The following is a 6706-nucleotide window of genomic DNA, read 5'->3' as shown; positions in this document are numbered from 1 at the left end:
CCGCGCGTGATCGAGCAGACCGTGCGCGAAAAACTGCCGGAAGGCTTCCAGCGCAGCGAGTTCCTGCTGGAACACGGCGCGATCGACATGATCATTCACCGTCAGGAACTGCGCCCACGCCTGGGTAACCTGCTGGCGCAAATGATGGGCCTGCCGACGCCGAAATTCGTCGCTGCACCAATCGAACCGATCGTCGTCCCACCGGTGCCTGCCAATATATGACCCAACGTACCCTTGGCGAGTGGCTCGCCTACCTTGAGCAGTTGCACCCTTCGGCCATCGACATGGGCCTTGAGCGCTCGCAACAGGTAGCGTCCCGCATGGGACTGGGCAAGCCGGCGCCTCGGGTGATCACGGTCACCGGCACCAACGGCAAGGGCTCGACCTGTGCGTTCGTGGCTTCATTGCTGCGCGCCCAGGGCCTGAAAGTCGGTGTCTACAATTCTCCGCACCTGCTGCGTTACAACGAGCGGGTGCAGGTCAATGGCGTCGAAGCCACTGACGCCGAACTGTGCCAGGCCTTCGCTGCGGTGGAGGCGGGGCGTGGTGACACTTCCCTGACTTACTTCGAAATGGGCACATTGGCCGCGTTCTGGCTGTTTCAACAGTCCCGGCTCGATGCCGTGGTGCTGGAAGTCGGTCTAGGCGGGCGCCTGGACACGGTCAACGTGGTTGATGCCGACATGGCGCTGGTCACCAGCATTGGCGTCGATCATGCGGATTACCTGGGTGATACCCGCGAATCCGTGGCCTTCGAGAAGGCTGGTATCTTCCGCCAGGGCGCGCCTGCGCTGTGTGGCGACCTCAATCCCCCGCAACCCCTGCTGGACAAAGCGCGCGAGCTTGCCTGCCCGTTTTTCCTGCGTGGGCGCGATTTCGATCTCGGGGTCACCGATCACAACTGGCAATGGCGCGGCCTGGACATTCAGGGGCACGCCGTCGAGTTACACGACCTGCCACTGCTCGATTTGCCGATGGAGAATGCGGCGCTCGCCTTGCAGGCGTATCTGTTGCTGGGTCTGCCGTGGGTCGATGCGCAGATTGTCCAGGCGCTGCAAGCGACGCGGGTGGTCGGTCGTCTCGATCGCCGGCAGTTCAACTGGCAGGGCAAGTGTCTTAATCTGTTACTGGACGTGGGGCATAACCCCCATGCGGCGGAGTATCTGGCCCGGCGATTGGCCAGTCGTCCTCCGGTTGGCAAACGCCTGGCGGTGTTCGGATTGCTGGCCGACAAGGATCTGGATGGTGTTATTGGCGAATTGAATGCTAGTGTCGAGCACTGGGCTGTCGCTCCGCTGGATTCGCCACGGGCGCGGCCGGTGGCCGATCTGCAAGATGCGCTACTCAAGCGCGGTGCGTCGGTAGCATGCTATGACAGCGTGGCGGCCGCCCTGGAAGGGCAGTGCGCGCTGGCAACGAGCGACGATGAAATATTGTTGTTCGGATCATTTTATTGTGTCGCCGAGGCCCTTGAGTGGCTGGCTCGGCGCTCCACGGAGGAAGCGGCAAATGGCATTGCTGGATAAGGCCTACAAACAGCGCATGGTTGGCGCGCTCGTACTCGTCGCACTGGCCGTGATTTTCCTGCCGATGCTGTTCTCCCGTCAGGATGAGCAGCGCCAGGTAACGGTCGAAGCCCCGTCCGCCCCTCAGGCGCCAGCGATGCCGCAGGTTCAAGTGGAGCCGGTCGTAGTGCCCGAGCCTCAAGCCTTGCCGCAAGAACCTGTGCCGAGCGACGACGAAATCGCCCAGCAAGAACTACCGGTTACAGCGCCTGCACCGGCTGCACCGGCTGCACCGGCTGCACCGGTCGCTCCCGCGCCAACGGCAAAACCGGTCACGCCGCCTGCGCCGGCACCGGTTCCGGCATTGGCCGCGAAGCCGGCGACTGCGCCGTCCCAACCAATCAGCGCGGCACCGGGTAAGCCAGACACCACGCAAATCCGTGTCGACGCCAATGGTCTGTCGGTGAGTTGGTCGGTGCAACTGGCCAGCCTGGCCAACCGTGAAAGCGCGGAAAAGCTGCAGAAAACCCTGCGCAGCCAGGGTTACAATGCCTACATCCGGACCGCCGACGGCAAAAACCGGGTGTTTGTCGGGCCGCTGATCGAGCGCGCAGAAGCCGACCGGCTGCGGGATTTGCTGAACCGCCAGCAGAACCTGAAGGGGTTTGTCGTGCGCTTTCAGCCGGAACGTGGCTAAAACTATCGCCCCGATATGAAATGCACTGACAATCGCAGCTTACCGATAAGCATGGGCTCTGCTAAAATGCGCCGCCTTATCCGTCTGTAGGCTGCACTGTGCCATTTACCTGGGTTGACTGGGCGATCGTTGCAATCGTCGCCATCTCTGCATTGATCAGTCTGAGCCGCGGCTTCGTCAAAGAAGCACTGTCGCTGGTGACCTGGATCATCGCAGGAGCTGTTGCCTGGATGTTTGGTGGCTCACTGTCCGAGTACCTCGCCGGATATATCCAGACGCCATCGGCTCGCGTGATCGCGGGCTGCACCATCATGTTTGTCGCCACCCTGGTGGTGGGCGCAATGATCAATTATCTGATCGGCGAATTGGTACGGGTCACCGGGTTGTCCGGGACCGATCGATTCCTCGGCATGGCCTTCGGCGCCGCGCGTGGCGTGTTGCTGGTGGTCGTGGCGGTCGGGCTGTTGAGCCTGGGGCCGGTACAGCAGGACGGGTGGTGGAAAGAATCACAGCTCGTGCCCAAGTTTCTATTGGTCGCCGACTGGTCCAAAAACCTGATACTCGGGTGGAGCAGTCAGTGGCTTGCCAGCGGAATCAGCGTACCCGCTGAGATTCCGTTCAAGGAGCAGCTCTTGCCGACGGCGAAAACGCCTCAGTGAGTGCTGTTCAGTTCAGATCCATTAAGTAGGGGTTGCGTCGCATGTGTGGCATCGTCGGTATCGTCGGTAAGTCGAACGTCAATCAGGCGCTGTATGACGCGCTAACCGTCCTCCAGCACCGCGGCCAGGACGCTGCCGGTATCGTGACCAGCCATGATGGCCGGTTATTCCTGCGCAAGGACAATGGCCTGGTACGTGACGTTTTCCATCAGCGTCACATGCAACGGCTGGTCGGCCACATGGGCATTGGCCATGTGCGTTATCCGACCGCGGGCAGCTCGACTTCGGCCGAAGCTCAACCGTTTTACGTCAACTCGCCTTACGGCATCACTTTGGCGCACAACGGTAACCTGACCAACGTTGAACAGCTGGCCAAGGAGATTTACGAATCTGACCTGCGCCACGTCAACACCAGCTCTGACTCGGAAGTACTGCTTAACGTGTTCGCCCACGAACTGGCCCAGCGCGGCAAGTTGCAGCCGACCGAAGAAGACGTGTTTGCTGCCGTGACCGACGTGCACAACCGTTGCGTCGGTGGTTACGCTGTCGTGGCGATGGTCACCGGCTACGGCATCGTCGGCTTCCGCGATCCGCACGGCATCCGCCCGATCGTGTTTGGCCAGCGTCATACCGACGAAGGCGTTGAGTACATGATTGCTTCCGAAAGCGTTTCCCTCGACGTGCTCGGTTTTACCTTGATTCGCGACCTGGCGCCGGGCGAAGCGGTCTACATCACTGAAGACGGCAAGCTGCACACCCGTCAGTGCGCGACCAACCCGTCCCTGACACCGTGCATTTTCGAACACGTTTACCTGGCGCGCCCTGACTCGATCATCGACGGTGTTTCGGTATACAAGGCCCGCCTGCGCATGGGCGAGAAGCTCGCCGAGAAGATTCTGCGCGAGCGTCCTGAGCATGACATCGACGTGGTTATCCCGATTCCGGACACCAGCCGCACCGCGGCCCTGGAACTGGCCAACCATTTGGGCGTGAAGTTCCGCGAAGGCTTCGTGAAGAACCGCTACATCGGCCGGACCTTCATCATGCCGGGCCAGGCTGCACGGAAAAAATCCGTACGCCAGAAGCTCAACGCCATCGAACTGGAATTCCGCGGCAAGAACGTGATGCTGGTGGACGATTCGATCGTGCGCGGCACCACCTGCAAGCAGATCATCCAGATGGCTCGTGAAGCGGGCGCCAAGAACGTCTACTTCTGCTCGGCTGCACCGGCCGTGCGTTTCCCGAACGTCTACGGCATCGACATGCCGAGTGCCCACGAACTGATCGCCCACAACCGTTCGACCCAGGACGTGGCCGACCTGATCGGCGCCGACTGGCTGATCTATCAGGACTTGCCTGACTTGATCGAAGCGGTCGGTGGCGGCAAGATCAAGATCGACAAGTTCGATTGCGCTGTGTTCGATGGCCAGTATGTGACTGGCGATGTCGACGAGGCTTATCTGAACAAGATCGAGCAGGCACGCAACGATGCCTCCAAGGTCAAGACCCAGGCAGTCAGCGCGATTATCGACCTGTACAACAACTAAGTAAGAACCGGCCTTGTAGGAGCGAGGCTTGCCCGCGAAGCTTTTGGCGTCCCCAAGGGACTCTTCGCGGGCAAGCCTCGCTCCTGCGGGCCGGTTTTGTATCTACCATCGAATAGGGCAAGGAGTGACAGCATGAGTCAGGATTGGGATGCCGGTCGGTTGGACAGCGACCTCGAAGGCGTAGCGTTCGATACCCTGGCCGTACGTGCCGGTCAGCACCGTACGCCGGAAGGCGAACACGGTGATCCGATGTTCTTCACATCCAGCTACGTGTTCCGCACCGCTGCCGATGCCGCTGCGCGTTTCGCCGGGGAAGTGCCGGGCAACGTTTACTCGCGCTACACCAACCCGACCGTACGCGCCTTCGAAGAGCGCATCGCCGCCCTCGAAAGCGCCGAGCAAGCCGTGGCCACTGCCACGGGCATGGCGGCGATCATGGCGGTGGTGATGAGCCTGTGCAGCGCTGGCGATCATGTGCTGGTGTCGCGCAGCGTATTCGGTTCGACCATCAGCCTGTTCGAGAAGTACTTCAAGCGTTTTGGCATTGAAGTCGATTATGTAGCCTTGGCTGACTTGTCCGGTTGGGATGCGGCAATCAAGGCCAACACCAAGCTGCTGTTCGTAGAATCGCCGTCCAACCCGCTGGCCGAACTGGTCGATATCGCCGAACTGGCGAAAATCGCCCACGCCAAAGGCGCAATGCTGGTGGTCGACAACTGCTTCTGCACCCCGGCGTTGCAGCAGCCGCTGAAAATGGGCGCGGACATCGTCGTGCACTCGGCGACCAAGTTCATCGACGGCCAGGGTCGTTGCATGGGCGGTGTGGTAGCCGGTCGCAGCGAGCAGATGAAAGAAGTGGTCGGTTTCCTGCGCACTGCCGGGCCTACTCTCAGCCCGTTCAACGCCTGGATCTTCCTCAAGGGCCTGGAAACCCTGAACCTGCGGATGAAGGCGCATTGCGCCAACGCCCAACAGCTGGCCGAATGGCTGGAGCAACAGGACGGTATCGAAAAAGTCCATTACGCCGGCCTCAAGAGCCATCCGCAACACGAGCTGGCGCTGCGGCAGCAGAAAGGTTTCGGGGCTGTAGTGAGTTTCGAGGTCAAGGGCGGCAAAGAGGGCGCCTGGCGCTTTATCGATGCGACGCGCCTGATTTCCATCACAGCCAACCTTGGTGACAGCAAGACCACGATTACCCATCCGAGCACCACGTCTCACGGCCGTCTGGCGCCGCAAGAGCGTGAAGCGGCGGGTATCCGTGACAGCCTGATCCGCATCGCGGTCGGTCTGGAAGACGTGGCAGACCTGCAAGCCGACCTGGCGCGCGGGTTGGCTGCCTTGTGATCGAGCTGTCGACGCCAACCGGCTCCAACGGCCGCGTGGCGCTGGTGACCGGCGCTGCGCGGGGCATTGGCCTGGGTATCACGGCCTGGTTGATCAGCGAAGGCTGGCAAGTGGTGCTGTCGGATCTGGATCGTGAACGCGGTTCGAAAGTGGCGAAAGCGCTCGGCGACAACGCCTGGTTCATCGCCATGGACGTTTCCAACGAAGGTCAGGTGGCCCTGGGCGTGGCCGAAGTGCTGGGGCAGTTCGGGCGGCTGGATGCGCTGGTGTGCAACGCGGCGGTGGCCGATCCGCACAACATCACCCTGGAAAGCCTCGACCTGGCTTACTGGAATCGGGTGCTGGCAGTGAATCTCAGTGGGCCGATGCTATTGGCCAAGCACTGTGCGCCGTATCTGCGTGCTCATAACGGGTCGATCGTCAACCTGGCCTCGACCCGCGCCGGGCAATCGGAACCTGATACCGAGGCTTACGCGGCGAGCAAGGGCGGTTTGCTGGCCCTGACTCATGCACTGGCCATCAGCCTTGGCCCGGAGATTCGGGTCAATGCCGTCAGCCCGGGCTGGATCGATGCACGTGACCCGTCCGTGCGCCGTGCCGAGCCGTTGACCGACGCCGATCATGCCCAGCATCCAGCGGGCAGGGTAGGGACGGTCGAGGACGTGGCGGCGATGGTGGCCTGGCTGCTATCGAAGAACGCCGGTTTTGTCACCGGGCAGGAATTCGTGGTCGATGGCGGCATGACCAAGAAGATGATTTACAGCGAGTAACTCCAGCGGTCGGACTGTTGGCGAGATTGTCCGGATTGAAACGATTTTGTCTTTTTCAGAAAAACTTCAATCCTGCTATTGACTTAGGTTCGCTACCTGCGTAAATTTCGCGGCCTCGGAGATGCAAACGGGTGATTAGCTCAGCTGGGAGAGCGTCTGCCTTACAAGCAGAATGTCGGCGGTT

The 6706-nt window shown here is 61.1% G+C and carries 6 protein-coding genes and 1 pseudogene; all 7 read left to right on the top strand.

Annotated features, from left to right (window positions below):
• Nucleotides 1-222, top strand: a pseudogene (locus D8U18_RS28485) (acetyl-CoA carboxylase carboxyl transferase subunit beta); the annotation flags it as partial.
• Entirely contained in the window at nucleotides 219-1526 is a 1308-nt protein-coding gene (gene folC / locus D8U18_RS28480; protein ID WP_131109270.1) for a bifunctional tetrahydrofolate synthase/dihydrofolate synthase, read from the top strand. The pseudogene D8U18_RS28485 and the gene folC, both read left to right, overlap by 4 nt.
• Entirely contained in the window at nucleotides 1510-2202 is a 693-nt protein-coding gene (locus tag D8U18_RS28475) for an SPOR domain-containing protein (RefSeq protein WP_131109268.1), read from the top strand. The genes folC and D8U18_RS28475 overlap by 17 nt, the downstream gene beginning before the upstream one ends.
• Before the next feature lie 98 nt (nucleotides 2203-2300).
• Complete coding sequence (locus tag D8U18_RS28470) at nucleotides 2301-2861, top strand: CvpA family protein (protein WP_131109266.1); 561 nt, start codon at nucleotides 2301-2303, stop codon at nucleotides 2859-2861.
• A gap of 41 nt (nucleotides 2862-2902) precedes the next feature.
• Nucleotides 2903-4408 (top strand): amidophosphoribosyltransferase, encoded by a 1506-nt coding sequence (gene purF, locus D8U18_RS28465; RefSeq protein ID WP_034150926.1) that lies wholly within the window; start codon nucleotides 2903-2905, stop codon nucleotides 4406-4408.
• Between the two features lie 132 nt (nucleotides 4409-4540).
• Nucleotides 4541-5752, top strand: coding sequence for an O-succinylhomoserine sulfhydrylase (locus D8U18_RS28460; RefSeq protein WP_130930812.1), 1212 nt, complete (start codon nucleotides 4541-4543; stop codon nucleotides 5750-5752).
• A complete protein-coding gene (locus tag D8U18_RS28455) occupies nucleotides 5749-6522 on the top strand; it encodes an SDR family oxidoreductase (protein WP_056853698.1) in 774 nt (257 codons plus the stop codon). Before D8U18_RS28460 ends, D8U18_RS28455 begins: the two co-directional genes overlap by 4 nt.
• The last annotated feature ends 184 nt before the right edge of the window (nucleotides 6523-6706 follow it).

Source organism: Pseudomonas sp. Sample_10 (assembly GCF_004321495.1).
In the GTDB taxonomy this organism is placed as follows: Bacteria; Pseudomonadota; Gammaproteobacteria; order Pseudomonadales; family Pseudomonadaceae; genus Aquipseudomonas.
Note: the sequence above shows the minus strand (reverse complement) of the source record. Positions and strands in the feature narration are given on the sequence as shown.